At 70.8% G+C, this 24,481-nt stretch carries 22 protein-coding genes; 13 read left to right on the forward strand and 9 right to left on the reverse strand.

Features of this window, described 5'->3' with window-relative positions; genetic code table 11:
* Window positions 1-41: 41 nt before the first annotated feature.
* The 5 genes from OIE49_RS20225 (at window position 42) to OIE49_RS20245 (ending at window position 3,822) form a co-directional block, all read left to right on the forward strand.
* Window positions 42-857: a phosphatase gene (locus OIE49_RS20225; protein ID WP_326803526.1), complete on the forward strand. Its 816-nt coding sequence runs from the start codon at window positions 42-44 to the stop codon at window positions 855-857.
* A 128-nt stretch (window positions 858-985) separates the two neighbouring features.
* Window positions 986-1,198 (forward strand): helix-turn-helix domain-containing protein, encoded by a 213-nt coding sequence (locus OIE49_RS20230; protein ID WP_157842153.1) that lies wholly within the window; start codon window positions 986-988, stop codon window positions 1,196-1,198.
* Window positions 1,199-1,362: 164 nt separating this feature from the next.
* Window positions 1,363-1,461 (forward strand): 30S ribosomal protein bS22, encoded by a 99-nt coding sequence (locus OIE49_RS20235; protein WP_003948845.1) that lies wholly within the window; start codon window positions 1,363-1,365, stop codon window positions 1,459-1,461.
* 233 nt (window positions 1,462-1,694) lie between these two features.
* A complete protein-coding gene (locus OIE49_RS20240; RefSeq protein ID WP_326803527.1) occupies window positions 1,695-2,756 on the forward strand; it encodes an NAD-dependent epimerase/dehydratase family protein in 1,062 nt (353 codons plus the stop codon).
* A gap of 13 nt (window positions 2,757-2,769) precedes the next feature.
* Window positions 2,770-3,822, forward strand: coding sequence for a lysophospholipid acyltransferase family protein (locus OIE49_RS20245; RefSeq protein WP_326803528.1), 1,053 nt, complete (start codon window positions 2,770-2,772; stop codon window positions 3,820-3,822).
* A gap of 78 nt (window positions 3,823-3,900) precedes the next feature.
* On the opposite strand, the gene OIE49_RS20250 is transcribed toward OIE49_RS20245, so the two are convergent.
* The 3 genes from OIE49_RS20250 to OIE49_RS20260 all read right to left on the reverse strand — a co-directional run bounded on the left by OIE49_RS20250 (window position 3,901) and on the right by OIE49_RS20260 (window position 7,552).
* Window positions 3,901-5,130 carry a DUF5667 domain-containing protein gene (locus OIE49_RS20250; protein WP_326803529.1) on the reverse strand — a complete coding sequence of 410 codons (1,230 nt, stop codon included), beginning with the start codon at window positions 5,128-5,130 and terminating at the stop codon, window positions 3,901-3,903.
* A gap of 234 nt (window positions 5,131-5,364) precedes the next feature.
* Window positions 5,365-6,189 carry an ECF subfamily RNA polymerase sigma factor, BldN family gene (locus OIE49_RS20255; RefSeq protein ID WP_326803530.1) on the reverse strand — a complete coding sequence of 275 codons (825 nt, stop codon included), beginning with the start codon at window positions 6,187-6,189 and terminating at the stop codon, window positions 5,365-5,367.
* Between the two features lie 436 nt (window positions 6,190-6,625).
* Window positions 6,626-7,552, reverse strand: coding sequence for an HAD family hydrolase (locus OIE49_RS20260; RefSeq protein WP_326803531.1), 927 nt, complete (start codon window positions 7,550-7,552; stop codon window positions 6,626-6,628).
* A gap of 153 nt (window positions 7,553-7,705) precedes the next feature.
* On the opposite strand from OIE49_RS20260, the gene OIE49_RS20265 reads away from it, so the two are divergent.
* The 5 genes from OIE49_RS20265 to OIE49_RS20285 all read left to right on the forward strand — a co-directional run bounded on the left by OIE49_RS20265 (window position 7,706) and on the right by OIE49_RS20285 (window position 13,482).
* A complete protein-coding gene (locus OIE49_RS20265) occupies window positions 7,706-7,990 on the forward strand; it encodes a glutaredoxin family protein (protein ID WP_199836877.1) in 285 nt (94 codons plus the stop codon).
* Window positions 7,991-8,289: 299 nt separating this feature from the next.
* Window positions 8,290-9,054 (forward strand): redox-sensing transcriptional repressor Rex, encoded by a 765-nt coding sequence (locus OIE49_RS20270; RefSeq protein WP_326803532.1) that lies wholly within the window; start codon window positions 8,290-8,292, stop codon window positions 9,052-9,054.
* Complete coding sequence (locus OIE49_RS20275; protein WP_326803533.1) at window positions 9,051-10,817, forward strand: glutamyl-tRNA reductase; 1,767 nt, start codon at window positions 9,051-9,053, stop codon at window positions 10,815-10,817. The genes OIE49_RS20270 and OIE49_RS20275 overlap by 4 nt, the downstream gene beginning before the upstream one ends.
* Complete coding sequence (hemC, locus tag OIE49_RS20280; RefSeq protein WP_326803534.1) at window positions 10,814-11,779, forward strand: hydroxymethylbilane synthase; 966 nt, start codon at window positions 10,814-10,816, stop codon at window positions 11,777-11,779. Before OIE49_RS20275 ends, hemC begins: the two co-directional genes overlap by 4 nt.
* The gene (locus OIE49_RS20285; RefSeq protein ID WP_326803535.1) at window positions 11,776-13,482 is read left to right on the forward strand and encodes a bifunctional uroporphyrinogen-III C-methyltransferase/uroporphyrinogen-III synthase; all 1,707 of its coding nucleotides are present in this window, start codon (window positions 11,776-11,778) and stop codon (window positions 13,480-13,482) included. Before hemC ends, OIE49_RS20285 begins: the two co-directional genes overlap by 4 nt.
* A 58-nt stretch (window positions 13,483-13,540) precedes the next feature.
* Here the strand turns inward: OIE49_RS20285 and OIE49_RS20290 are convergent, their stop codons facing one another.
* Together OIE49_RS20290 and OIE49_RS20295 are read right to left on the reverse strand one after the other, a co-directional pair.
* On the reverse strand, window positions 13,541-13,747 hold the full coding sequence (locus OIE49_RS20290; RefSeq protein ID WP_326803536.1) for a DUF397 domain-containing protein: 207 nt from the start codon (window positions 13,745-13,747) through the stop codon (window positions 13,541-13,543).
* Complete coding sequence (locus OIE49_RS20295) at window positions 13,744-14,529, reverse strand: helix-turn-helix domain-containing protein (protein ID WP_401785334.1); 786 nt, start codon at window positions 14,527-14,529, stop codon at window positions 13,744-13,746. Before OIE49_RS20295 ends, OIE49_RS20290 begins: the two co-directional genes overlap by 4 nt.
* Before the next feature lie 364 nt (window positions 14,530-14,893).
* Between OIE49_RS20295 and OIE49_RS37150 the strand changes: the two genes are divergently transcribed.
* On the forward strand, window positions 14,894-15,445 hold the full coding sequence (locus OIE49_RS37150) for an ATP-binding protein (protein ID WP_442812257.1): 552 nt from the start codon (window positions 14,894-14,896) through the stop codon (window positions 15,443-15,445).
* A gap of 510 nt (window positions 15,446-15,955) precedes the next feature.
* On the opposite strand, the gene OIE49_RS20305 is transcribed toward OIE49_RS37150, so the two are convergent.
* Together OIE49_RS20305 and OIE49_RS20310 are read right to left on the reverse strand one after the other, a co-directional pair.
* Entirely contained in the window at window positions 15,956-16,621 is a 666-nt protein-coding gene (locus OIE49_RS20305) for a class I SAM-dependent methyltransferase (RefSeq protein ID WP_326803538.1), read from the reverse strand.
* 101 nt (window positions 16,622-16,722) lie between these two features.
* Window positions 16,723-17,181: a hypothetical protein gene (locus tag OIE49_RS20310; RefSeq protein WP_326803539.1), complete on the reverse strand. Its 459-nt coding sequence runs from the start codon at window positions 17,179-17,181 to the stop codon at window positions 16,723-16,725.
* 197 nt (window positions 17,182-17,378) lie between these two features.
* Here OIE49_RS20310 and OIE49_RS20315 point away from each other — a divergent pair, with 197 nt between their 5' ends.
* Complete coding sequence (locus tag OIE49_RS20315; protein ID WP_326803540.1) at window positions 17,379-18,671, forward strand: helix-turn-helix transcriptional regulator; 1,293 nt, start codon at window positions 17,379-17,381, stop codon at window positions 18,669-18,671.
* A gap of 1,414 nt (window positions 18,672-20,085) precedes the next feature.
* On the opposite strand, the gene OIE49_RS20320 is transcribed toward OIE49_RS20315, so the two are convergent.
* Both OIE49_RS20320 and OIE49_RS20325 read right to left on the reverse strand, forming a co-directional pair.
* Window positions 20,086-21,495 carry a PH domain-containing protein gene (locus tag OIE49_RS20320; protein ID WP_326803541.1) on the reverse strand — a complete coding sequence of 470 codons (1,410 nt, stop codon included), beginning with the start codon at window positions 21,493-21,495 and terminating at the stop codon, window positions 20,086-20,088.
* Window positions 21,496-21,581: 86 nt separating this feature from the next.
* Window positions 21,582-22,916: an NAD-dependent succinate-semialdehyde dehydrogenase gene (locus tag OIE49_RS20325; RefSeq protein WP_326803542.1), complete on the reverse strand. Its 1,335-nt coding sequence runs from the start codon at window positions 22,914-22,916 to the stop codon at window positions 21,582-21,584.
* Window positions 22,917-23,414: 498 nt separating this feature from the next.
* Between OIE49_RS20325 and hemB the strand changes: the two genes are divergently transcribed.
* On the forward strand, window positions 23,415-24,407 hold the full coding sequence (gene hemB / locus OIE49_RS20330) for a porphobilinogen synthase (protein WP_326803543.1): 993 nt from the start codon (window positions 23,415-23,417) through the stop codon (window positions 24,405-24,407).
* Window positions 24,408-24,481 lie beyond the last annotated feature (74 nt).

The following is a 24,481-nucleotide window of genomic DNA, read 5'->3' on the forward strand; positions in this document are numbered from 1 at the left end:
TCCCGGGACGACCGTGGAGGCCGTGCGTCAGCATCGCTCGGGTGTTGAGCATCGCGGCGCTGCGCGCCCATCTGGTGAGGGCCCGTCTCGCCGGGGTGGTGGCCACGACGCGGGAGGCCGGTCTGCGCAGCTACCGGCTGTTCGCGGCCCGGGATCCCCGGGTGCTGATCGGAATCGACCCCGAAGGGCCCTGGCAGCAGCGGGACTTGATCGAGCTGATGGCGCGCAGGTGCGGCGTTTCGGCCGATCCGCTGCACACTCTCGGCCCGGACGTCATCGACCCGGATCTGACGCTGGCCGCGCTGGACGCCTTCGCGGACCGGCTCGGTGCGGCGGCGCGGCGAGGTGCTCCCGTGCTCCTGGGCACCGGGCATCCGCACAGGCTGCTCGGTTTCTACGCCGCGCTGGCGGACGCCCTGTCGGCGGCGGGATGTACCGTCCTCACCCCCGCGCAGGGTCGCTCTGTCGACATAACGACCCGGTTCGGTCTACGCACGTACCGCCTCGAGTACGTCCGGGGAGTCGCCCTGGTCCGGCCTCGCGGCGCCGAACGCTCCGGTGGTGAGCCGGGCGCGCACACGCATTCACCGCTGCCGGTTCGGCTGGCGCTCGCGGCGGCGGCCGACGCCGGCGGACCGCTGCCCGGTCTGGTGATCGGGGATCACGGCTGGGTCTGCGGCGCAGGTCAGCTGGGGTTCGAGGCGATGGGCCCGGCCGACACGAACGACCCCGCGCTCTTCGTCGGGCAGGCGGAGGGGTGCGTGTCCGTCGTCGTTCCACTTGATGACGGCGTACGGGCCGCCTACTACCGCCCGCTGGCCCGCTACGTACTCAATCGCGCCTGTCTGTCACAGTAGGCCGCCGATGGTCCACCTCTTCCCCACTCGCATCACACGCCCCTACCCTGGGGAGTGAGCACGCAGCGACGAAGAGTCACCGGAAGGGGAAGCCGGTGGCCGTCGAGTGCGGAAGGTTCAGGTGTGTCATGGCTGCAGCTGGCGAAAGGCCTCTGAACGAGGTTCAGTTCCTTACCGTGGCGGAAGTCGCCTCGGTCATGCGAGTGTCGAAGATGACCGTGTACCGCCTGGTGCACAGCGGTCATCTGCCCGCGATCCGGGTGGGGCGGTCGTTCCGCGTCCCGGAGCAAGCGGTTCACGAGTACCTCCGCGAGAGCTACGTGGGGGTGGACACCGCCTGACGACGATCGGGAGGGGTCCGTGAAGGACAGTACGGAACACTTCCGGATCCCTCCGGACACCTCGATTACGACCTCAGCCCTCGGGCGGGTAGGCTAGCCCCTCGTAGGTCGTGTGGGCCCATGGCGCCCAAACACCGAGTGATGAGAAGTGAGCGAGGGTAGTCGTGGGCTCTGTTATCAAGAAGCGGCGCAAGCGGATGGCCAAGAAGAAGCACCGCAAGCTGCTCAAGCGCACCCGCGTCCAGCGTCGCAACAAGAAGTAGACGCCGGTCGCGCGCGGTACGCGCCAACGCGAAAGCGTGTCTGTGACCCCCCACCATCCGGTGGGGGGTCGCGTGCGTTCGGGGCCGGCCGCGGTGGTGGCTCGATCCCGTTCGCACGCACGTACCTTGTGTCACGCGCGCATCGAGCCCCGCCGCGGCGCGGGCCCGACCCGATAGGTTGGCCGCACACGGGGAACCCGGCGGGAATCCGGGCGGGAAGGAAGGCGCTGATCTTGGGACAGGTCGTGCTCGTGACCGGAGTGGCCCGCCAGCTCGCGGGCCGGTTCGTGCGCCGTATCCAGCGTGACCCGCAGGTCGACCGGGTGGTCGCCGTGGACGCGGTGCCGCCCGAGCACCATCTGGGCGGCGCCGACTTCGTCCAGGCGGACATCCGGCAGCCCACGATCGCGCGGGTGCTCGCCGAGACGTCCGCCGACACCGTGGTGCACATGGACGTGACCGGCACCGCGCTGGCCAGCGGGAGCCGGGCCCTGGTCAAGGAGACCAACGTCATCGGCACCATGCAGCTGCTGGGCGCCTGCCAGAAGTCCCCGTCGGTCAAGCGGCTGGTGGTCAAGTCCAGCACCAACGTCTACGGCTCCGCTCCCCGCGACCCGGCGGTGTTCACCGAGACCACCCCGGCCAAGTCCCTGCCGTCCGGCGGCTTCGCGAAGGACACGGTCGAGGTCGAGGGGTATGTGCGGGGCTTCGCCAGGCGGCGGCCGGACGTCGCCGTGTGCGTGCTCAGGTTCGCCAACATCCTCGGCCCGACGGCGGACACCCCGCTCGCCTCCTACTTCTCGCTGCCGGTGCTGCCGACGGTGTTCGGATACGACCCGCGGTTGCAGTTCGTGCACGAGGACGACGTGATCGAGGTGCTGCGGATCGCCTCGCACGAGCCGCGCCGCGCCACCCTCAACAGCGGCACGTTCAACATCGCCGGCGACGGCGTGCTGCTGCTCTCGCAGTGCTCCCGGCGGCTGGGACGCCCCACGGTGCCGCTGCTGCTGCCCGCCGTGACGTGGGCGGGCTCGCTGGTGCGTACGCTGGGAATGACGGACTTCTCACCCGAGCAGATCCGCCTGCTGACCCACGGCCGGGTCGTGGCGACGGACCAGATGCGCGAGACACTCGGCTTCGCACCCAAGTACACGACCGCGGAGACCTTCGCGGAGTTCGCCCGCAGCCACGGCCCCGGACTGCTGCCGCCGGAGGCCCTCGCGGGGGCCGTCGACCGGATCGCCGCGCTGTCCCACCCGGGCAGCGGCCACCCCCAGAAGCAGAGCGCCAACTGAGGAGCGCAGCACCATGGCGGACGCCAAGGTCATTCCGTTCGACGACGACCGGTCCCGTGGGAGCGCCGGACAGCGGCCGTCGCGGCGCCGGGGCACGGGGAGCCGCCGCACCGGCGCAGAGTCGGCGGCGGTCGGCGAGGTACAGTCCCTGCCCGGCATGGGGGCCGCGCAGGAGGACGTCCCTGTGACCGGTGAGGAGCAGCCGCCGAGCGGGCCGACGGAGGACGGCGGCCTGGAGCGGCGCATCGCGAGTGGTCTGGCGTTCCTGCGCCGCCGTCTCACCGGGGACTACGACGTCGACGACTTCGGCTACGACGCCGAGCTCACCGACCAGCTCCTGATGTCCCTGCTGCGGCCGCTGTACGAGAAGTACTTCCGGGTCGATGTGAAGGGCATCGAGAACATCCCCGCCGAGGGCGGCGCCCTGATCGTCGCCAACCACTCCGGCACGCTGCCGCTGGACGGGCTGATGATGCAGGTCGCCGTCCACGACCGGCATCCCGCGGGTCGGCATCTGCGGCTGCTCGCGGCCGACCTGGTGTTCGTGCTGCCGGTGGTCAACGAACTCGCCCGCAAGCTCGGTCACACGCTCGCCTGCACCGAGGACGCCGAGCGGCTGCTCGGGCAGGGTGAGCTGGTCGGGGTGATGCCGGAGGGCTTCAAGGGCATCGGCAAGCCGTTCAGCGAGCGCTACAAGCTGCAGCGGTTCGGCCGGGGCGGCTTCGTGTCGACCGCGCTGCGCCAGGGCGTGCCGATCATCCCGTGCTCGATCGTCGGGGCCGAGGAGATCTATCCGATGATCGGCAACGCCAAGACCCTGGCGCGGCTGCTGGGCATCCCGTACTTCCCGCTGACGCCCACCTTCCCGTGGCTGGGTCCGCTGGGCGCGATCCCGCTGCCGACGAAGTGGACGATCCAGTTCGGCGAGCCCATCGCGACGGACGGGTATCCGCCGGAGGCGGCCGAGGACCCCATGCTGATGTTCAACCTGACCGACCAGGTCCGCGAGCAGATCCAGCACACCCTGTACAAGCTGCTGGTGCAGCGCAGATCTGTGTTCTTCTGAGTTCTTCCGACGGTGCCACGGCGGCGGGGGGCGTCCCTTGGTGAGGGACGCCCCCCGCCGCCGTGGGGCCGGCACGGCCTACTTCGCGTCCTCCGCGTTGATGCCGAGGCCGGGCAGCAGGCCGGGCAGGAGCGGCGGGATCGTCACGTCCGGGCCGCTGGGCGGCGACTTGGCCGCGGACGGCGAGGCGCTGCCGCTGGGCTTCGGCGGGTCGAGCAGGTCGCCGGTGGAGCCGCCGAGGAACCCGTCGCCCTCGCTGCCGGAGCCGGCCGAGGCGCTGGGCTCGTCGGCTCCACCGGAGTGGGGGCTGCCGGAGGATGCGTCGGCGCCGGTGCCGGGCTGGGCCGAGTGGGCGGCGCCGGGCGAACCGGCGGACGGCGTCGGCCGGGGGACGTGCTGCTTGCCCTCGCCGGCCGGGGCGGAGGGCTGGGGGAGCATCGACTGCAGCGGGGCGACCTCGTCGTCTATGGCGTCGAACACCGACGACACCTGCTGACTGACGTCGCCGAGCTGCACGGGCAGCCGGTCCCGGAGCGCCCCCCAGGCCTCACGGTGGGACCGCGAGAAGGTGGAGAGGGCCTGGATGGGACGCAGGGAATCGGGGTCGCGCTCGTACGCCTGGTGCAGCAGCCGGTGGCCCTCGGCGGCGTCGTGCTGCATCCCGGACAGGGTGCGGCGGATCTCGCCGATCGACTCGTGGTCGAGCTGTCCGCCGCGGCCGCGCTCCATCAGCCGACGGGCCTCGCTCAAGCGGGTCGAGGCCAGATCGAGGTAGGCCTGGCCCTGCTCGTCGGCGCCGTCGGTCAGGTAGGTGAGCTTGAAGTCCTCGATGCCGCGTTTGAGCCCGTACAGCGAGTCACCGGGGAGGGCGCCGGAGCTTGCGGCGGCCACTCCGCCGAAGGCTCCCGCGGCCACACCCACGCTGAGTCCGCCGGCTGCCAGCGACTTGCTCAGCCGCGTGCGCGGCCGCAGTTTCCCCAGGCCGCTCGCCCGGTGTGCGCCGCGCCGCCTGGGCACCGGTGGGTCACTCGCCTCGCCCGCCGCGGTGCTCTCCTGGAGCATGGCCTCCATCGCGGCCACCAGGCGGGCCCGCTGGACGACCTTGACCTCGGGGTCCAGTTCCGGCCGCGGCAGCGCGTCCAGACCGGTGGCGAGGGCCAGCATGCGGCCCTGCTCGGTCCGTTCCGCGGCAGCCGGTGCCGGTGCCGGTCCTTCGGCCTGTTCGGCCGCCGTGCCCCGGTCGGACAGCTCTTCCAGGGCCTGGGCGAAGGCGTTCGCCCGCCGGTGCGCCGATACTTTCGCGATCACTGGCGGCACCTCCTCTCGTCATCACGGTCGACTCCCCGGGGGTCCTGAGGGTGCACGTCCACAGCCGCTTCTCCCGATCGGTCGATCAGGATTGGCCAGGGCGTGACCACAGGGAGCCTCTATCCCGCACAACGAGCGGCGCGGCACTTGGGTTACGGACCCGGGCGGATCGGATCGAGAAGTCAACGCGCTTCGACGGAGCGTGAGTTGAAGGTCGCGGAGCGTGTGTGCGGCTCAGCGCGCGTCGTCGGGGAGAAGCCGGGCCAGGGTGCGCACGGCCCGGTACTGGAGGGTCTTGATCGCACCCTCGTTCTTGCCCATCACCCGGGCGGTCTCCGCGACGGACAGGCCCTGGAGGAAGCGGAGCGTGACGCACTCCTGCTGCTGTGGGTTGAGCCGTCGCACGGCGTCCAGGAGGGCTGCGTTGGACAGGGATTCGAGGACGGAGTCCTCGGGGGAGCGCTCGACCTCGTTGGCGTCGAGCATCTCGCCGGTGGTGACCTCGAGCCGGAACCGGCTGGACTTGAAGTGGTCGGCCACCAGGTTGCGGGCGATGGTGACCAGCCAGGCGCCGAAGTCGCGGCCCTGCCAGGTGAAGGTCCCGATGCGGCGCAGGGCGCGGAGGAAGGTCTCACTGGTGAGGTCCTCGGCCGTCGCCTTGCCGCCGACGCGGTAGTAGATGTACCGGTACACGGTGTCGCTGTACTGGTCGTAGAGCCGTCCGAAGGCGTCGGCCTCGCCGGCCTGGGCGCGCTCGACGAGCTCCATCATCCGGGCGCTGTCGCTGTCCGCGGCCGGGCGGCGGACGGTGGCCGCCGAGGCCGGGCGTCCTCGTCTGCCGGTCGCCCGCGCGTCGCCCGTCCGCCGCCCCTCGACCACGGCGCTGCGAGTCGGCACCTGCTCCATGCCGTCGGCCAGCGCGTAGCACGGGCCGACCGGCGTGGCGGTGGCGAATGCGGGGCCGGCGTACGCGGTGGGGACGAGACCGCGCAGCAGGTCCAGGACCGTTGCGCGGAGCGTAGCCAGGCCCGAGGCGTCAACCCCGACGTGTGGGTACACGGGACTCCCAGAGGCAGAGCTTCCATCACGTGCAGTGCGGAACCGTTCACCCGTCGTAGCGACGATGGGGGACCGGTTTGCGTCTGAGGAGAATAACGCTTCGTATAGGCACTGCTACACCGAGTTGCTCAAATCATCGATTCCGTCGCTTCCCTAACCGATTTGCATGCCTTCGGGCGTCGCAGAGTGACCGTTTGCCGACCGGTCTGTTCCGTCTTCGGCTCATGTCGGGGGTGTTTCCTGGCGATGTACCGCCAAGTCGAATGGCCGGAACGGTATGGGCGTACGTTCGGTCAATTGCCCGCGGTTCCGGTGCGCCGCACGAACGTGATCGCCGAAGGCCCGTGCGGCCATTGGGCGGCACGGGCGCGTGCGGGGATCCGGGGGATCCGGGGGATCCGGGGGGAGGGAGGAGAGAGCCGGCGGCGTGCCGGTGTCAGCGGCGGCGGCGGTGCAGGGCGATGGCGGCCGCGGTGCCGCCGGCCACGGCGCCGACGCCGGCCGCCGCGGGAATGCCGACCTTGGCCGCCTTGCGGCCGGTGCGGTAGTCACGCAGGCGCCAGTCCATCTCGCGGGCGTGGCGGCGGAGTTTGGCGTCGGGGTTGATGGCGTAGGGGTGGCCGACCAGGGACAGCATGGGGATGTCGTTGTGGGAGTCGCTGTAGGCGGCGCAGCGGCTCAGGTGCAGGGCCTCGGCCGCGGCCAGGGCGCGTACCGCCTCCGCCTTCGCCGGGCCGTGCAGCGGCTCGCCGACCAGGCGGCCGGTGTAGACGCCGTCGACGGACTCCGCCACCGTGCCGAGCGCGCCGGTCAGGCCCAGGCGGCGGGCGATGACCTGCGCGATCTCCACCGGCGCGGCTGTGACCAACCACACCTTCTGGCCGGCGTCCAGATGGGCCTGGGCGAGCGCACGCGTGCCCGGCCAGATCCGCTCGGCCATGTACTCGTCGTAGATCTCCTCGCCGATCGACTTCAGCTCGGCGACCCGGTGGCCCTTCACGATCGACAGCGCCGAGTCGCGGGCGTCCTGCATGTGCTCGGGGTCCTCGACCCCGGCCATCCGGAACCACGCCTGCTGCCAGGCGAACTTGGCGAGGTCGCGCGTGTCGAAGAACTTCCGCTTGTACAGGCCCCGGCCGAAGTGGAACAGCGCGGCGCCCTGCATGACGGTGTTGTCCAGGTCGAAGAAGGCGGCGGCCCTCTCGTCCCCGGGCACCGGGAACTCCGAGGCCTCCTGCGGGGACGGCGGGACGCCCGCTTCCTGCGAGGATTTGCGCGCTGCCTCCGCCGAGGCCTCGCCTGCCAACACGCTTCGCGCCGTGGCGGAGCGCCTACGGGAAGTGAGCCATCCGAGAGCGGCCATGGCGTGAGCATAGCCAGTTGGCGGGGTGGTTCCGGAGTCGAGAGGTTTCGCGGGCCGTGAACTCTGCGCGACGGCGGCGTTGCGCCGGCCCGCGCCGACCGGGTCCCGCCGCCCCGCGCCGACGGGGTTCCGCGGCGGCGTGCCGGAGCGACAATGGCCGACATGAGTCCCATCTTCCGCCGCAAGTCCCCCGGGCCCCAGGGGCGGCTCGTCACCCTGGTCCGCAAGCCGGGCTGCCATCTGTGCGACGACGCGCAGGCCGTCGTGGAGAAGGTCTGCGCCGATCTCGGCGTCGTCTGGGAACAGAAGGACATCACCCAGGACCAGGAGCTGTACGACCGGTACTGGGAACAGATCCCGGTCGTACTCGTCGACGGTGAACAGCACACCTTCTGGCGTGTGAACGAGGAGCGACTGCGCAAGGAGCTCGGGGGTTGATCGAGGACTGACCGATGAGTTCAAAGTGGCCGGAAGTCGCCTAGGATCGATGGCGTCTTGGTCTCGGGGGCGGGGATCGTAGAGGAGAGTGTGCGGTTTTGCCCCCAACAAGAAAGGCGCGGAGGTGTGGATGCGCCGGCTCCGGGCGTCCGCGTCGGGCATGCGTGACCCCGGTCACGTTGGCCGGGCAAATCGGACACCATCTTTGTGCACACGTTCACAAAGACATAGCCTGCTGTCGACGGGGCGGTCTGGGGACATATGACCGCCCGCAGCCCCGCTCTACCCGCAGGAGCACCGTGGCAACTGGCCGAACTCACCGACCGGCGACCCGTAGCCGAGGGATTCCCGAGGCCACCGTCGCCAGGCTTCCGCTGTACCTCCGAGCCCTGACCGCACTGTCGGAGCGCTCGGTGCCCACGGTCTCCTCCGAGGAGCTCGCGGCCGCGGCGGGGGTCAATTCCGCCAAGCTGCGCAAGGACTTCTCCTACCTCGGCTCCTACGGGACCCGCGGGGTGGGTTACGACGTCGAGTATCTCGTGTACCAGATCTCGCGTGAACTCGGCCTCACCCAGGACTGGCCGGTTGTGATCGTCGGCATCGGAAATCTCGGCGCCGCCCTCGCCAACTACGGCGGCTTCGCCTCCCGCGGCTTCCGCGTCGCCGCGCTCATCGACGCCGACCCCGCGATGGCCGGGCGGCCCGTCGCCGGCATCCCGGTCCAGCACGCCGACGAGCTGGAGAGGATCATCCGCGACAACGGCGTCTCGATCGGCGTGATCTCGACCCCCGCGGGCGCCGCCCAGCAGGTCTGCGACCGGCTGGTGGCCGCCGGTGTCACCTCCATCCTGAACTTCGCGCCGACCGTGCTGTCCGTCCCGGACGGCGTCGACGTGCGCAAGGTCGACCTCTCCATCGAGCTGCAGATCCTCGCATTCCACGAGCAGCGCAAGGCCGGTGAGGAAGCCGTGGCCGACCGCGCGGTCCCGGCAGCCACCGCCGTCCGTGACGAGTCCACCGACCAGGGCCCGGACGGGGATGTCCCCGCCGTGATGCCGGCATGAGCCTTCTCGTCGTCGGACTGAGCCACCGCAGCGCCCCGGTCAGCCTCCTGGAGCGCGCCTCGCTGAGCGCGGACGGCCGGGACAAGCTGCTCCAGGACACGGTCGCCGCCGAGCCGGCCACCGAGGCCGCCGTGCTCGCCACCTGCAACCGCATCGAGCTGTACGCCGACGTGGACAAGTTCCACGCCGGTGTCGCCGAGCTGTCCACGCTGCTCGCGCAGCACAGCGGGGTCGGCCTCGAGGAGCTCACCCCGTACCTCTACGTGCACTACGAGGACCGGGCCGTCCACCATCTGTTCTCGGTGGCCTGCGGTCTGGACTCGATGGTCGTCGGCGAGGGCCAGATCCTCGGCCAGATCAAGAACTCCCTGGCCCGCGCCCAGGAACTGCACACCGCCGGGCGTCTGCTGAACGACCTGTTCCAGCAGGCCCTGCGGGTGGGCAAGCGCGCCCACTCCGAGACCGGCATCGACGGCGCCGGGCAGTCCCTGGTCACCTTCGGCCTCGAGCAGCTGTCCGCGGGCGCGGACGTGCGGATCTGGGCGCGCGGCAAGAAGGCCCTGGTCATCGGCGCCGGTTCGATGTCGTCGCTGGCCGCGGCCACACTCGCCCGGATCGGCGTCGGCGAGATAGTGATCGCCAACCGTACGCAGGACCGGGCCGAGCGCCTCGTCCAGATCCTCACCGAGGACGACGACACGGACGTGTCGGCCCGCGCGGTACCGATGGACGCGGTGCCGCTCGAGCTGACACGTGCAGATGTCGCCGTCTCCTGCACCGGCGCGACGGGACTCGTGCTGACCGCCGAGACGGTCACCGCCGCGGTCGAGGGCCGCACCGGAGCGCCCGTCACCGTGGGGCGGGCCGCCGGAGAAGAGCACGGCAGCGCTCGTACGGCGGTGCGGACGGACGTCCGTGAGACGCCCGTGCCGCTCGTGGGCGCCGCCGGTGCCGACGAGAACTGCCCGCTGGACCTCGCGGAGCCCGGATTCTCCCTGATGGGCGAGTCCGCCGTGGCCGGCATCGACGCCGCCACCCTGGAGCAGCACGGCACCTGGGTGGACAACGGGACCGTCGACCGCCGCGAGTCCGCCCGTGCCGGGGCCGACCCGGAGACCGACGCCGAGCTGATCACCGCGCTCGCCGCGACCGCGGCCAGCGCCGGCCGGGTGCCCGAGCACCGCAGGCCCGAGCCGGTCGCCGTCACGCCGCGCCCCGAGCCGGTCCTCTTCGTACTGGACCTCGCCATGCCGCGCGACGTCGACGCGGCCGCGCACCGGCTCGCCGGGGTGCGCCTGGTGGACATCGAGTCGCTCGCCGAGGCCTCCGCCGACGCTCCGATGGCCGCCGACGTCGACCAGGTCCGCCGTATCGTCTCCGACGAGGTCGCCGCCTTCGGGGCGGCCCTGCGGGCGGCGCACATCACGCCCACCGTCGTCGCGCTGCGCACCATGGCCGCCGACGTCGTGAGCAGCGAGATCGCTCGCCTGGAAGGGCGGCTGCCCCGCCTCGACGACAAACACCGGGCGGAGATCACCCAGACCGTCCGGCGGGTCGTGGACAAGCTGCTGCACGCGCCGACGGTCAGGGTCAAGCAGCTCGCGGCCGAGCCCGGCGGCGCCGGGTACGCGGACGCGCTGCGGACCCTGTTCGACCTGGACCCCGAGACGGTCGCCTCCGTCTCCCGGGCCGACCGCGATTCCGACGACTCCGAGAAGCACGACGACTCCGAGAAGCACAGCAAGAACCGAGGGCCAGCATGACTGAGAAGGCACTGAGGCTCGGGACCAGGCGGAGCAAGCTCGCCATGGCCCAGTCCGGGTTGGTGGCGGACGCCGTGAGCCAGGTGACCGGACGGCCTGTCGAGCTCGTCCCGGTCACCACCTACGGCGACATCTCCCGTGAGCAGCTCGCACAGATCGGCGGTACGGGTGTGTTCGTGGCCGCGCTGCGCGAGGCGTTGCAGCGGGGCGAGGTGGACTTCGCGGTTCATTCGCTCAAGGACCTGCCCACCACGCAGCCCGAGGACCTGGTCCTGGCCGCCGTGCCCGAGCGCGAGGACCCGCGTGACGTGCTCGTCGCCCGGGACGCGCTGAAGTTCACCGACCTGCCCCGCGGGGCGCGCATAGGTACGGGCTCGCCGCGCCGCATGGCCCAGCTGAACGCGTACGCCCGCGCCCACGGCCTGGACATCGAGACGGTCCCGATCCGGGGCAACGTCGACACCCGCATCGGCTTCGTCAAGAACGGCGAGCTCGATGCGGTGGTCCTGGCCGCCGCCGGGCTGAACCGGGTCGGCCGGAGCGACGAGGTGACCGACTTCCTGTCGGTCGACACGATTCTGCCGGCCCCCGGCCAGGGGGCCCTGGCGGTCGAGTGCACCGCGGCCAACGCTGCCCTCGCCGCCGAGCTCGCCGCGCTCGACGACCCGCACACGCGGGCCGCCGTGACCGCCGAGCGGTCACTGCTCGCCGCCCTGGAGGCCGGCTGCAGCGCCCCGGTGGGCGCACTGGCCGACCTCGCCCCGCTGGGCGACGAGCAGATTGTCAAGGAAATGCGCCTGCGGGGCGTCGTCGGCAGGCCCGACGGCTCCGCACTGGTGCAGCTGTCCACCACTGGTCCCGTGCCCCAGACGCACGAGCAGGCGATGGCACTCGGTCGCGAACTCGCCACCGAGATGCTCGCCCAGGGCGCGGCCGGTCTGATGGGGGAGCGAGCACAGTGAGCCCCACCACCCTTCCCGCCTGTCCCGAACACGGGCACGTCACCTTCCTCGGTGCCGGACCCGGAGATCCGGGACTGCTCACACTGCGCGCCGTGGAGGCGCTGGCCAACGCGGATGTCCTCGTCGCCGAGCACGAGGTGCTCGACGTCGTGCGCACGCACGCCAGGCAGGGCGTCGCCGTCGTGCACACGGACCCGGGTCCTTCGGCGGACTCGCATCCGGGCACGGGCACGCCCCAGCTCACGGTTGTTGACGGCACGTCAACAACCGCTGGGATCCCCGCGGTGCGGGATGCCGCACATCTTGTCATGGAGGCCGCGCGGGGCGGCAGGCGGGTCGTCCGTGCGGTGTCCGGGGACCCGGGACTCGACACGTACGCCGCGGAGGAGATGCTCGCCTGCGCCGCCGCGGGCGTCCCCTTCGAGGTCGTCCCCGGCATCGCGGCCGCCGTCGGCGTGCCCGCGTACGCCGGGGTGCCGCTGCGTGACGCCCACGGCACCGACGTACGGTTCGTCGACGCGCGTACCGCCTCCGACCGCTGCTGGACCGAGGTCGGTGCCTCGGACGGCACGGTCGTGGTGTCGACCACGCTCGACTCGGTCGCCGCGGCGGCCGGCGAGCTGGTCTCGGCCGGCCGCAAGCCCGACACCCCGCTGTCGGTGACGGTCGCCGGTACGACCACCCGCCAGCGCACCTGGACGGCGACGCTCGGCACGATCGCGCAGACCCTGAAGCAGGCCAAGGTGCTGCCGTCCCCGGACGGCGGGCGCCCGGTGATAGCAGTGGTCGGCGAGCGCAGCGCGACCGCCCAGCGCGACCAGCTCTCGTGGTTCGAGTCCAAGCCGTTGTTCGGGTGGAAGGTCCTCGTGCCGCGCACCAAGGAGCAGGCGGCCTCACTCTCCGACCAGCTCCGCTCCTACGGGGCTGTGCCGCACGAGGTCCCGACGATCGCCGTCGAGCCGCCGCGCACGCCCCAGCAGATGGAGCGCGCGGTCAAGGGCCTGGTGACCGGCCGCTACGAGTGGATCGCGTTCACCTCGGTCAACGCGGTGAAGGCGGTGCGGGAGAAGTTCGAGGAGTACGGCCTGGACGCCCGTGCGTTCGCCGGCATAAAGGTGGCCGCGGTCGGCGACCAGACCGCGAAGGCGCTGATCGCCTTCGGCGTGAAGCCGGACCTGGTGCCGAGCGGCGAGCAGTCGGCCGCGGGCCTGCTGGAGGACTGGCCGCCGTACGACCCGGTCTTCGACCCGATCGACCGTGTCTTCCTGCCCCGCGCGGACATCGCCACGGAGACCCTCGTGGCGGGCCTGATCGAACTGGGCTGGGAGGTCGACGACGTCACGGCCTACCGCACGGTCCGTGCCTCCCCGCCTCCGGCGGAGACCCGCGAGGCCATCAAGGGCGGCGGCTTCGACGCGGTGATGTTCACGTCGTCGTCCACGGTGCGGAACCTGGTCGGCATCGCGGGCAAGCCGCACAACGTGACGGTGATCGCCTGCATCGGCCCGGCCACGGCGAAGACCGCCGAGGAGCACGGCCTGCGGGTGGACGTGATGGCTCCCGAGCCGTCCGTCCACAAGCTGGCCGAGGCCCTGGCCGACTTCGGCGCACGGCGCCGCCTCGCGGCCCTGGACGCGGGCGACCCGGTGACCCGGCCGAGCGAACGGCGCCCGGGAGCGCGGAGGCGCCGCTCGTCGACGTGAGTGCGTCGACGCGGCCCGCACCCGGGAAGTCGGGTGCGGGCCGTGTGCGTTCGTCCGGTCAGTGACCGGAGGCGTACGGCAGGAAGGCCGCCCAGGTGGTGGGGGGCAGGGCGAGGCGGGGGCCGACCGGGTTCTTGGAGTCGCGGACGAGGATGTGGTCGGGTGCGGCGGCTACTTCGACGCAGTCCGGTCCCTCAGCAGTGCTGTAGCTGCTCTTTATCCACTCCAGCGCTGCCCCGTCCCCGGTAGCGGGCTTTTGAGTCATGTCTCTCCCAGCACTTTCTCGATGAAGGCCATCGACTCTCGTGGGGTGAGAGCCTGTGCCCGGATGATCCCGTAGCGCATATCCAGGACTTGAACGTGTTTCGGGTCGGTGATCACACGGCTGATCTCCTGGACCTCCGCATGTCCCACGGAGGTCCCGTCCTTGAGCCTGAGCAGCCTGAACGAGCCCCCAAGGCCAGAGTTCTCCTCGCGACCCAGCGGAAGGACTTGCAGATCCACGTTGCGGAACTGACCGACCTCCAACAATCGTTCGAGTTGCGCTCGCATCACCATCTTGCCCCCGACAGGGCGGCGCAGCGTCGACTCGCATTGGACAAAGCTGAAGAGGGGCCGCCCGGCTGACTCACTCACGATCTCTTGACGGGCCATACGGGCTGCCACGCGCTGCTCCAACTGGTCCTCCAGGAAGGGCGGTCGGCTCCCGGAGTGCACCGCTCGCACGTACTCCTCCGTCTGCAACAACCCATGAATCACGGAGTTGTTGTAGGCGCACAGTTCGACTGCCTCCCCCTCCAGCTTCTTCAGATCCCGTACCTTCTTCGGGTACCGGGCCTCCGCCACGTCCCCCTTCATCGCCGAGATCCTGCCGCCCGCGTTCAGCACCTCGTCCGCCGCGTCCAGGTACTCGGGCCGGGGGATCCGCCGCCCCCGTTCCACGGACGAGACCAGCTCCTGCCCGTACCCGATCGCCGTCCCGAACTCCGCCTGGGTCATGCCGGCGGCTTCCCGCCACAACCTCAACTGCCGGATGACCGCACGCATGACGGCCCCGGCCTCGTCATCCTCCGGCTCCGCGTTCCAGTCGCTCACGTCCGCCACCACCCTTCGCCGCGCCTCTGTGCTCAACCCCGGCCGTACGCGGGCAGTCACTGCGGACAAGCCGGACGGAAACCGGACCGGCTCCGGACGGTCACCTTCCGCAGGTACGCCGACTCTTCGCAGACTGAATGCGAATGAACACGCTGAGTGACGTGTCTGAGGAAATCGCCCGACCCAGCAATTCCGTTACCGCGCCGACGCCCGCCGTGTCGCACGTCGAGCCACACTTCTGGGTGTCGTTGTCGGCGACCCGTTGCGGTGCGCGGCTGGCCCGCTGCTGGCGACGGAGCAACTGCGCACGTGGGGAATGCCGCTGGACCCGGCCCGGCTGATCGTGGCCGAACTCGCGGCGAACGCCGCCGTCCACGGCCGCGTGGCCGGCAGGAGTCTCCGCCTGACCCTGACTGCCGTCTCCCCGGCCACGCTCCGCAGCGAGGTGACCGACACTCGCGGTGACCGTCAGCCAGAGCGGATGCGTACCACGGACGACGAGTTCCCCCGCGAGTCCGGCTACGGCCTGCTACTGGTCGACGAACTGGCCGATCGCTGGGGGTACGAGACGGTCCGGTGCCGTCCAAAACCGTGTGGGCGGAGCTGGACCCCGGCAGGTGACGGACTCGCTGTCAGCCGCGCGAAACCGAGGAGATGCTCTCCAACACGGCCCAGCTCCAATGGCGTCCGTGGGACACGCTGGTTGTCTCGGCAGCGATACGCCAACCGGACATCCATCCGCCACGGCCGTGATTGCGCGCCAGGCATGAGCAGGTGCACTCGTAACCGGAGGCGTTCATGCAGCTGGGATTGCACCTTTCCGAGCTGTTGTACTCGCGTCCGAGGAGGATCCGGCCGTGCCGCTTGACGAGCGCGCCGGCGAGTTCGATGAAGTGACGTGTGGCTACGGACCAGGAGTCACCACCATGGTCCCATTCTGGGCGTGCACGACCATGGACATGGCGGTGTACGAACTCCTCGTGTTTCTGCCAACCACGATCCGGAATCCAGTACCCAAGGCGGCCACGAGCGGGCAGAGTGATCACCGGAGCTCCGGCATCGTCCAGCAGCGGGATCCATGACGGTCTGGGTACCGGCACCTCCCGGATGGTGCTGAAGGGCCGTGGTGGGCGCCTGGTGATGACGGAGGGGTTCAACTCGTACAACGGCTGGTTCGGCGATCCGGGGCGGTAACGATGCTTGCCGGACTCGGAGCACTGTGCCCGCAGGTCGGCATGGCGATGGGGGTAAACCTTTCCGGTCCGCCTATCTATCTGTATGGCGTTACCGCAGAGACGGCATCGTCCGCTCGCTGTGTAGGAGGACGGTGACATGGAGTTCCCTCCAGCGGTTGAGAAACCCTTGGTCGCCCGCCAGGTCAGGCAGAGAGACGTGCTTCGACGATGATCGTGCCCATCGTTTGATCAGCGGGTGCGGGAAGGCACCGTGCCCGGATTTCACGGAAGCCGTGTCTGTGGGCGAGATCCGCCCACACCTCAGGGGGATGGCACCAGCGGTCCACGGTCATCTCCTTGCCTTCCGGCCCCTTTCCGTACATGGGCCGGCGGCCATGGAGGTGCTGGGGGGTCTCGCCGTGCGAGAAGGCGAATACCCCGTGTGGTGACAGCCGCTTTGCCACCAGTGGGAAGAGCTCTTCCGGGTCGGTGAACCACACCGCCCCCCAGATCGAGTAGATCGCGTCGTACAACTGGTCGGACGCTCGAAGGAAGGAGCACGCTTCCCCTTCCACGATCGTCAGGCCGGGAACGTCCTTCCACCACCTGCGAGCCCGCTCGACCTGCACGGGCGACAAGTCCAGTGCAGTGACGTGTACGCCTTGGCGGGACAGCCAGGATGCCTCCCGGCACTCGGCCGCACCCAGCTCCAACGCCGTTCGAGGCCGTCCGAGCAACTCGGCCCCCGGGCCGTGCCCCTCGTACTGTGTCCACTCGAAAGCCGTCACCTCGGGAGGCGGCGCCGGTCCGTCCCGGTCCGGTTTGTAGCGGTCCCAGAAGAGGGCAGGGTCCTGCGGCATGCGGAGCATGCGCCGCACCGTATCCGCAGTGCGTCTTGCGACACGCCATGGAAACACGAACGGGTCCGGGCGCCCACGGAGGGACGCCCGGACCCGGCCTGGGTGATCGATCAGTGGCAGTTCTCGCCCGGCCTGCACGGACCGCACTTCGTAAAGTCGCGCTCCCACAGCTTCCAGTCCACGGGGAAGCCGTTCTCGGCGATGACGTGGGCCGTGCGTTCCACCGAGCCGTCGTACTTGAACTCGATCTCCGGGATGTGCTCCAGGAACCGGCCGCCGAAGTGCTGGGCACAGAACTCGCGGTAGTTCTTCGTGTCCAGGATGAAGACATGGACAGCGATGTCGACCACCCGGCCGCAACACATCTCCAGTCCCTGTCCCCATTTCTCCATCGCCGTGATCAGGTAGGACACGGCCGCGCTAAACAGCCGCTCCGCCATGACCTCGTCGAACGGGTGGTCGCGCATCAGGAGCTGGATTTCACGCTCCCAGACTTCCGGCTTGACGTACTCCCTGGGTTCCCGCGTAGCGGGAACCGTCTCGGGGACGCTTGCGAGGACAGTTGCCACAGCGGCTCTCCTCTCGTGTGCCGCGAACCCGCTCCCTGCCGGCGGGCTGCACCACCACGGCACCACGCGGCCGGCCATCGCGGTCACCAACTCCCGTGCCATGCAGTCGGCGTGCAGAAAGTGCACATTCCATGGGCGTTTCGCCTCGGACCCCCTACCGTGGACAGACGGTCCTGCTCCTGCGTGGGGGAGGCGCGATGCAGCGCACCATCGACCCGTTGTGGAACTCGCCCAGGGTCCGCTTACTGATGGAGCGGTCTGACCCAGGAGGACTGATCAAGCTCGGCAGAACCTGGCGCGGTTGGCGCCAGGCCGACCTGGGCCACCGACTCGGCTGTTCGGCGTCCACCGTTTCCCGGCTGGAGAAGCCCGGCCGCGTCAGTGATCTGCGTCTTTTGCAGCGAGCCGCGTACGAGGTCGGTGTACCGGCGGATGTCCTGGGAGCGGCACTCGGTCTGCTCGGCCCACGAGCCACTAGAGTTGCGCCGAATGGTCCACGCCACACCCAGGAGGACCCGATGCGACGCCGTACGCTGCTCGGGGCGGTCGGGCTGGCCGTTCCTGCGTCTTTTCTGCTCGGTGTGGAGTCGGCTCTCGCGGAGATGCCCGCGCCTTCGGGCTCGCCGGCACCTCTGGACGTGCGGCTGGCCCGAGCTCGTGCGCTCTTCGACACCGGCAGGTACGCCGATCTCCTGAAGGAGCTGCCGGACCTCCTCGCCACTGCTCACGCCCGGATCCAGGATCGCGCCGAGATCAGCTATGCGCGCCTGTCCGCGTGCTACGCGCTGACTGCTCAGGTTCTGGTCAAGATCGGGCGCTACGACCAAGCACGGCTCACCGCCGACCGGGCGAGCCTCTACGCGGACCTGTCCGGGTCCGCGCTGGCCTCTGCAGCAGCCGCTCGCGAGCTGAGCATCGTCCTGCGTCACCAGGACCAGGCGGACAGCGCAAAGCGGCTCATTCTCAATGCCGCCTCCAGAGTCGAAGCCACGGGGCTCAACACCCGGGCGCAGGCGACGGCGTACTCCCAGTTGCTGTGTACCGCGTCCTACACAGCGGCTCGCGCAGGCGACCGCGATCGGGCACTGGCGATGATCGATGACGCCATGCGCGCCGCCCGTGACCTTCCCACCGTGGTACCTGCCGGTCGTCTCTTCTCCATCACTCCCGCATCTGTGCGGCTCTACGAAGTAGGAGTCCACTGGGCGCTCGGTGATGCCGGGGCCGCGATCAGAGCGGGTCGGCAACTGCGTGAGGAACAGTTCGCCACCGCAGAGCGCAAGGGGCGGCTGCACACCGACATGGCCCGTGCCTGGTGGCAATGGGGGAAGCCCGAGGAGACCGCCCAGTCGCTCCTGGCCGCTTTCCGGGTGACTCCAGGAGAGGTCCGGGACCGGCCGAGTATGCGGGCGATCGTCAAGGATCTGCATCGCGCACACCCGCGTGTCCACGGGGTGCGCGAGCTCTCCCGCGCGGTACTCACCGACTGAATTCATCGCTGCCCATGTCGGCGCACCCGGTGCCGCGTACGGCGGTGATGGCCCTGCCCGTACACCCAGCACCGGAACCCGGAAAAGCGGGAGGCGGCGGTTTGGGCGTCGGGGCTGCGGGCGGTAAAAGACCAAAGAACCTTGGGAAAAAACCCACCCAACCAACCAAACCTTGACTCGATCACTCGGGTGGGTGAAACCGGTCGGTACGGGTGGCGTTCGGGTGGTTCGGGCGGGCAGTCTCGGGCCGAGGCGACCGCATGGCGCCGCCACAACCCCACACATGCATCGGCCCCCGCCGGGACTGGCATCCCAGTGCGAGGGCCTGACCAACGAGGAAGAAGAGCCTTCCCCATGGCTGACGAGAAGCCTAACGCTGCCTCGCGCCCGAATCAGGGTGTTCGGCGAACCGCCACCCACTCCGGTGTCACGCACGTACGCACGTACCAGTCGGGCCGGTACGTGGTCGTGGGCAACCACCTCGCTCAGCACCGTGAGCTGTCGCTGACCGCGATCGGACTGGCCACACACGTCCTGTCGCTGCCTGAGGGCGCACCGGTCGACATCCGCAGTCTTGCGGACCGTTTCCCCGAGGGACGGGACCGGATCGCTTTCGCGCTGCGGGAATTGGAGGCCCAGGGCTATCTGGAGCGGGTGCGCGAACGGACGGACGCGGGGCGTCTGTTCACGCGGACGTACGCCCATCACACGCCGGTCCGGACAGACACGGACCCCATCCGCGGCCGTACCGCGCCCGCCCCCGGGCGGGCGCCCAGGGGCCGCCCCAGGAGAACGACCGGGCCCGGCAGCAGCCGCCACCGCCCCCGCCGACCGAGCCCACGCCCTCGGATGTACGCGAGGACCGCGCCGAAGTGCCTGAAGCGCCCAACCCGCCCGCACCGCTGGAAGGCGGGGGCACGCCACGCGACCGGCACTACGACGAGGCCGTCGCCCTCCTCGCGGGGCTCCGCCGCACCGACGCCCGTCTGACCCTTTCCCTGCGAGACGTGAACAGGTTGGCCCCGACTGTCATCGCCTGGTTCAAGGCGGGTGCCACGGTCGCCGTCGTCCACCGGGCCCTGACCACCGACGTGCCGGCAGACCTGCGGCACCCGGCCGGCCTGGTGGCGCACCGTCTTCGTGAACTCCTGCCCCCGCCGCTTCCTCCGGCCCCCACGCCTCCTCCGCTCACATCAGCGACCACCGGGATCCGCCACCGCCCCCACCCGCTCCGGAACTGCGACGGCTGTGAGCGAGCATTCCGCGCCCCCGAGCCAGGCCGCTGCCGCGATTGCCGAACCGCTGCGCAGGCAACGGCCGAGTTGGCAGGAGCGGCCTGAGTGTGCACCGGGCTCACCGACGCGCGAACGCGTCCTTGAGCGTCCGGGTTGTGACAGTGGGCCGCCGCGGCCGTTCACGACTCGGGGTTCGCGGTGCTCACGGAGGTTTTCTCAAGGGCCAGTACGCGCAGGATGCGGGCCAGGTCGGCGGGTTCGGCCGCGAGGCGGACCGGTGTGCCGGCGTCGTCGAGTTCGGCGACGTCCCAGTGTCTGTCCACGGGGTCGGTGTGCCGGGCGCGCCGTAGGCTCTTGAGGGTGAGCCGCTGCACCGGTATCGGTTTCGCCGCGAACCGGCCGGGACCGGGCGCCACCGCGGGAGGGCCGCCGTCCAGGACGATGTGGGTGCCGAAGCCGCGCGGGTTGTAGTCGGTGTCCTCCAGGAAGCGGGCGGGCAGGAACTTCTCCTCGTCCTCTTCGGCGGCGGACTTCTCGGTCGCCTCTCCTGGCACGGGGGCACAGGTGGTGTGCCAGGCCCCGGCGAGCAGGCCCAGCGTGACCAGCGAGCCCACGGCCAGCCACGTGATCGCCACGGGCGAGGAGAACAAGGTCGTGGGGTGGAGGTAGCAGAGCGGCAGGAGCCACAGGGCGGTGGCGGCGAGCGCGCATGCGAACGGGATGACCGGCGGGAGCTCTTTGTCGTCGCGCAGTCGGCGCCCGAGCAGGCTCAGCAGTGAGTGGGCCGCGGGGCAGCCCGCGGCGAGGAGGAACGCGGCCGCCCAGGCGGCCGTGCTCCCGGCCGTGGTGATGTCCTGGCGCCACACGTGGTTCTTTCCGGAGACCTTCATCAACCGGCCGCGCCAGAAGGTCAGTTCGACACTGCCGCCGCCCTCGAATTCCAGGGCGGCGTCGCGCGGGACCTCGAGCCGTTCCACCGGCCGGCCGTCGGTGAAGTACAGCCAGCTGCTCCGCTTGGGACGATCGGCCTCGGTCCGCGAGATCACGGCCGGCGTCGTGGTCAGGCACTCGCGGCGCTCCGCGGCGGGCGTCCGGGCGGTGCACGCGGTGGCCGACTTCCACGCCTGTTCGTCCGACGTGGTCCCGGACACGGACCCCGCGGCCGCGGCCGCGCACGCGAGCAGCACAGGGCACACGACCAGCAGCCCTGCCCAGCCACGCCGGGGGGCGCGGTACGACACGACGGGGACCTTGCGCGGCTCCGCAGCTCCGTGGCGGCGGTGCAGCGCGCGGAGCGCTTCCACCTCGGCGTCGAAGTCCGGGTTGTCGGACGACCGGCTCCGTGGCAGGGGCAGGAGCCGCTCACGTTCGTAGTGCGGGACCAGGCTGACGCGACGGGGCGTGTGGGTCCAGGGAGTTCGCGCGGGCTTCTGGTGCACGCGCAGTTCGGCGATGTCGCCCCATGGCACGCTTTGACGACGCAGCAGCGTTCGCACGTGCAGACCGCGGGCGTCGGCGCTTACCCGGACGAAGGGCCACAGGACGCGTCTCCAGCGGGGACGGCGGGTCACGCTCCACACATCGGCCATGCACGGCATCCTGCCATCGGCCGGGCCGTACGTGCTGGTGCGGAGGTCCGGGCCTCCGCCGGAGGCCCGGACCCTTTCACGAGCCGTTACGCCACGGTGCGGATGAGCTTCTTGTTGACGAACTCCTCGATGCCGAGGCGGCCGAGTTCGCGGCCGAAGCCGGAGCGCTTGATGCCGCCGAAGGGCAGTTCCGCGCCCTCGGCGCCGACGCCGTTGACGAAGACCATGCCGGCCTCGATGCGGTCGGCGACGCGCTCGGCCTGCGCGGGGTCGGTGGTGAAGACGTAGGACCCGAGGCCGTAGGGGGTGTCGTTGGCGATGCGCAGGGCGTCGTCCTCGTCGGCGGCCGGGAAGACCATCGCGACCGGTCCGAAGAGTTCGTGGCGGGCGGCGGCGTGGTCGGTGGTGAGCCCGGTGAGGACCCCGGCCGGGAAGTAGGCCCCGCGCCGCTCGCCCTCGCTGTGGAGCGTGGCGCCCTGGGCGACCGCCTCGTCGACCTGCCGGGCGAGGTTCTCGGCGGCGGCGACCGACGACAGCGGGGAACCGGTCTCGTCCGCGAGCAGCCGGGCGGTGAACTTCTCGACGAACGCGTCGTAGAGGTCCTGGACGACGACGAACCGCTTGGCGGCGTTGCAGGCCTGGCCGGTGTTGTCGAGCCGGGCGGCGACGGCTGCCTCGACGACCGCGTCGAGGTCGTCGGTGGACAGCACGATGAACGGGTCGGAGCCGCCGAGTTCGAGGACGACGCGCTTCAGGTTCCGTCCGGCGATCTCGGCGACGGCGGCACCGGCGCGCTCGGAGCCGGTGAGCGAGACGCCCTGGACCCGCGGGTCGGCGATCACCTCGGCGATCTGCTCGTTGGTGGCGTACACGTTGACGTACGCGCCGGCCGGGAAGCCGGCGTCCGCGAACAGCTTCTCAAGCAGCGCGGCGGTGGCCGGGCACTGGGGGGCGTGCTTGAGGACGATGGTGTTGCCGAGCGCGAGGTTCGGGGCGGCGAAGCGGGCCACCTGGTAGGCCGGGAAGTTCCACGGCATGATGCCGAGCAGGACGCCGACCGGGCCGCGCCGGACGACGGCGCTGCCGGGGCCGGAGGTGACGTCGAGCGGCTCGTCGGCGAGGAACTGCTCGGCGTGGTCGGCGTAGTAGTGGTAGATGTCGGCGCAGAAGCCGATCTCGCCCTCCGCCTCCGCGAGCGGCTTGCCCATCTCGCGCACGATGCTCGCGGCCAGTTCGGCCTGGTGCTCGGTGTGCAGATCGCCGAGCCGGCGCAGCAGCGCGGAGCGCTCGGCCACGGTGCTGCCACGGCCCCAGGCGGTGGCCGCGTGGGCGGCGGCGACGGCTGCCTCCATCTCGGCGTCGGTGGCGGTCGGGTAGGTCTCGGCGACTTCGCCGGTGGTGGGGTCGGTGACGGCGTACATCAGGCCTCCGGAAGGCGGTCGGGTGCGGGGCGGCTGTCGGGCTCGGGGCGGCTCGAGGCGTCAGGATCGTTCGGACCCCGGTGTTCGACCTGAGGTCGTCGAACGCCTCCGCCGTCTCCCGCAGCGGCCGGGTCCTGCCGATCAGGTCGTCCAGCGGCAGCCGGCCCGCCAGGTGGAGGCGGGCCAGTTCGGGGATGTCGATCTCCCCGACGCCGGAGCCGTAGTTGCAGCCGAGGATACGTTTCTCCTGGTCGGCGAGGTCGAGCAGGTCGAGCAGGTGGACGGCGACGACGGGGCCGGCACGCACCGGACGGCCCGAGCAGCAGCCCGAGGCCGGCCGACACCCTCACCGAGGCCGGACTCGGACTGGCGCCCGGCGCCCTGAAAACCTCCTGACACAAGGCGTGGGGACGCCGGGCGACGGCACCGCGGCGTCCGCCGCCCCGGCCGACTCCCCGTCGGCAAAGGCACCGGGACGGCGGGCGTAGCGTAGAGGGCATGACGAAGTACGGATCCTTTCCCGGTACGCGTCCTCGCCGGCTGCGCACCACCCCCGCCATGCGGCGCATGGTCGCCGAGACCCGGCTGCACCCGGCGGACTTCATCCTGCCCGCGTTCGTCCGCGAGGGCGTGAGCGAGCCCGTGCCGGTCTCGGCGATGCCCGGCGTGGTTCAGCACACGCGCGACAGCCTGAAGAAGGCGGCCGCCGAGGCGGTGGAGGCCGGGGTCTCCGGGATCATGCTGTTCGGGGTGCCGGAGGAGGACAAGAAGGACGCCCTCGGCACGGCGGGTACGGACCCGGACGGGATCCTCCAGGTCGCGCTGCGCGATGTGCGCGCCGAGGTCGGCGACGAACTGCTCGTCATGTCCGACCTGTGCCTCGACGAGTTCACCGACCACGGCCACTGCGGCGTCCTCGACGCCGAGGGACGGGTCGACAACGACGCCACGCTGGAGCGGTACGCCGAGATGGCCCAGGTCCAGGCCGACGCCGGCGCCCATGTCGTGGGCCCCAGCGGCATGATGGACGGGCAGATCGGCGTCGTCCGGGACGCGCTCGACCAGATCGGGCGGGACGACGTGGCCGTCCTCGCCTACACCGTCAAGTACTCGTCCGCGTTCTACGGGCCCTTCCGGGAGGCGGTCGGCTCCTCGCTGGAGGGTGATCGCAAGACCTACCAGCAGGACCCGGCGAACCTGCGGGAGTCGCTGCGGGAGCTGGCCCTCGACCTGGAGGAGGGCGCCGACATGGTGATGGTCAAGCCGGCCGGTCCCTACCTCGACATCCTCGCCCGCGTCGCCGACGCCGTGGACGTGCCGGTCGCCGCCTACCAGATCTCCGGCGAGTACGCGATGATCGAGGCCGCCGCCGAGAAGGGCTGGATCGACCGCGACCGGGCCATCCTGGAAGCCCTGACCGGCATCAAGCGGGCCGGGGCGCGCACCATCCTCACCTACTGGGCCACCGAGGTCGCGCAGAAGCTGCGCTGACCCCTCCCACCCCGCCGGGCCGCCCTGCTTTCGCACGGGCGGCCCACGGCTGTCCGTCGGAACACGCGCAGGCC

The sequence above is a fragment of the Streptomyces sp. NBC_01788 genome, assembly GCF_035917575.1.
In the GTDB taxonomy this organism is placed as follows: domain Bacteria; phylum Actinomycetota; class Actinomycetes; order Streptomycetales; family Streptomycetaceae; genus Streptomyces.

Excerpts from the sequence above, each read along its gene's own strand:
- OIE49_RS20230 (WP_157842153.1), top strand. The coding sequence starts at position 986 with ATGGCTGCAGCTGGCGAAAGGCCTCTGAACGAGGTTCAGTTCCTTACC.
- OIE49_RS20245 (WP_326803528.1), top strand. The coding sequence starts at position 2,770 with ATGGCGGACGCCAAGGTCATTCCGTTCGACGACGACCGGTCCCGTGGG.
- OIE49_RS20260 (WP_326803531.1), bottom strand. The coding sequence starts at position 7,552 with ATGGCCGCTCTCGGATGGCTCACTTCCCGTAGGCGCTCCGCCACGGCG.
- OIE49_RS20265 (WP_199836877.1), top strand. The coding sequence starts at position 7,706 with ATGGCCGACATGAGTCCCATCTTCCGCCGCAAGTCCCCCGGGCCCCAG.
- OIE49_RS20275 (WP_326803533.1), top strand. The coding sequence starts at position 9,051 with ATGAGCCTTCTCGTCGTCGGACTGAGCCACCGCAGCGCCCCGGTCAGC.
- hemC (WP_326803534.1), top strand. The coding sequence starts at position 10,814 with ATGACTGAGAAGGCACTGAGGCTCGGGACCAGGCGGAGCAAGCTCGCC.
- OIE49_RS20290 (WP_326803536.1), bottom strand. The coding sequence starts at position 13,747 with ATGACTCAAAAGCCCGCTACCGGGGACGGGGCAGCGCTGGAGTGGATA.
- OIE49_RS20295 (WP_401785334.1), bottom strand. The coding sequence starts at position 14,529 with ATGCGTGCGGTCATCCGGCAGTTGAGGTTGTGGCGGGAAGCCGCCGGC.
- OIE49_RS37150 (WP_442812257.1), top strand. The coding sequence starts at position 14,894 with ATGCCGCTGGACCCGGCCCGGCTGATCGTGGCCGAACTCGCGGCGAAC.
- OIE49_RS20305 (WP_326803538.1), bottom strand. The coding sequence starts at position 16,621 with ATGCTCCGCATGCCGCAGGACCCTGCCCTCTTCTGGGACCGCTACAAA.
- OIE49_RS20315 (WP_326803540.1), top strand. The coding sequence starts at position 17,379 with ATGCAGCGCACCATCGACCCGTTGTGGAACTCGCCCAGGGTCCGCTTA.
- OIE49_RS20320 (WP_326803541.1), bottom strand. The coding sequence starts at position 21,495 with ATGGCCGATGTGTGGAGCGTGACCCGCCGTCCCCGCTGGAGACGCGTC.
- OIE49_RS20325 (WP_326803542.1), bottom strand. The coding sequence starts at position 22,916 with ATGTACGCCGTCACCGACCCCACCACCGGCGAAGTCGCCGAGACCTAC.
- hemB (WP_326803543.1), top strand. The coding sequence starts at position 23,415 with ATGACGAAGTACGGATCCTTTCCCGGTACGCGTCCTCGCCGGCTGCGC.